Genomic DNA, 1,013 nt, shown 5'->3' with positions numbered 1-1,013 from the left:
CGCCGTCGAGGACGGGCGGGAGGGGTGCGACGCCCGCGACCGGCGAGGTCGTCGGCGCCCTCGCCGCGGGCCGGCGGGGAGGGCTCGGCGCGCCCACCTCAGACGACCACGAGCTCGCGCAGCTCGGCGAGACGCGCCTCGCCGATGCCGCTGACCTCGCCGAGCTCCTCGACGCTCGTGAAGGCGCCGAGCTGCTCCCGGGTGTCGAGGATGCGCTGGGCGAGCACCGGGCCGATGCCGGGCAGCGCGTCGAGGTCGGCGAGAGCAGCCCGGTTGAGGTCGAGCGGGCCGCCCTCCGGCCCGCTGCCCGGGTCGGCGGGAGCGCCGGCGCCCGCCGCCCCGCCCGGCGCCCCTGCCCCGGACGCGGGGCCGGCCGGCGGACCGGCCGGGACGGGCGGCTCCTCGCCCGGGGCGGGCACGTGCACCTGCTCGCCGTCGACGACGGGGCGGGCGAGGTTGACCTGCGCGAGGTCGGCCTCCGGGGTCGCGCCGCCGGCCGCCTCGAGGGCGTCCACCACGCGGGCGCCCGCGGGGAGACGGACGACGCCCGGCGCGACCACCCGCCCGACGACGTGGACGACGAGCTCGTCGGGCGGGACGCCGGTGGGGGGTCCCGACGAGGGCTGCGCCGGAGCGGCCGGCGTCGACAGGGCCGCGGCAGGGGCCGAGGGAGCGGAGGAGGCGGAGAGGGCCGAGGGGGACGAGGCGGAGGGCGAGGCGGACGCGCTCGCGGCCGTCGCCTGCGCGCGCACGGGGACGGGCAGCCCCGGTGCGGTCGCCGAGGAGCGGACCGCGATGGCGACGAGGACCACGGCCACGACGAGGAGCGTCGCCGTCACGGCCGGCAGCGGGACCGTCCACCGCGCCCCGCGCAACGACGCCGGCACCCGGTCCGCGAGGGCCGCCCGCAGGTGCGGCCACAGCCCCAGCCCCTCGACCAGGTCCGGCTGCTCCGCCGGGGACCACCCGGGCCCCGCCGTCCGCGCGAGCCCGGCCTCCCGGCTGCGGCGGCC

The 1,013-nt window shown here is 81.8% G+C and carries 1 protein-coding gene; it reads right to left on the bottom strand.

All coding sequences use genetic code 11. The features are described from left to right. Positions 1–98: 98 nt before the first annotated feature. Positions 99–1,013 (bottom strand): helix-hairpin-helix domain-containing protein (locus HLB09_RS17585; protein WP_212771343.1); only part of this gene is annotated, 915 nt, incomplete at its 5' end.

The sequence above is a fragment of the Pseudokineococcus marinus genome (assembly GCF_013004605.1).
Taxonomy (GTDB): domain Bacteria; phylum Actinomycetota; class Actinomycetes; order Actinomycetales; family Quadrisphaeraceae; genus Pseudokineococcus; species Pseudokineococcus marinus.
This window is presented reverse-complemented; position numbering and strand designations above follow the sequence as displayed.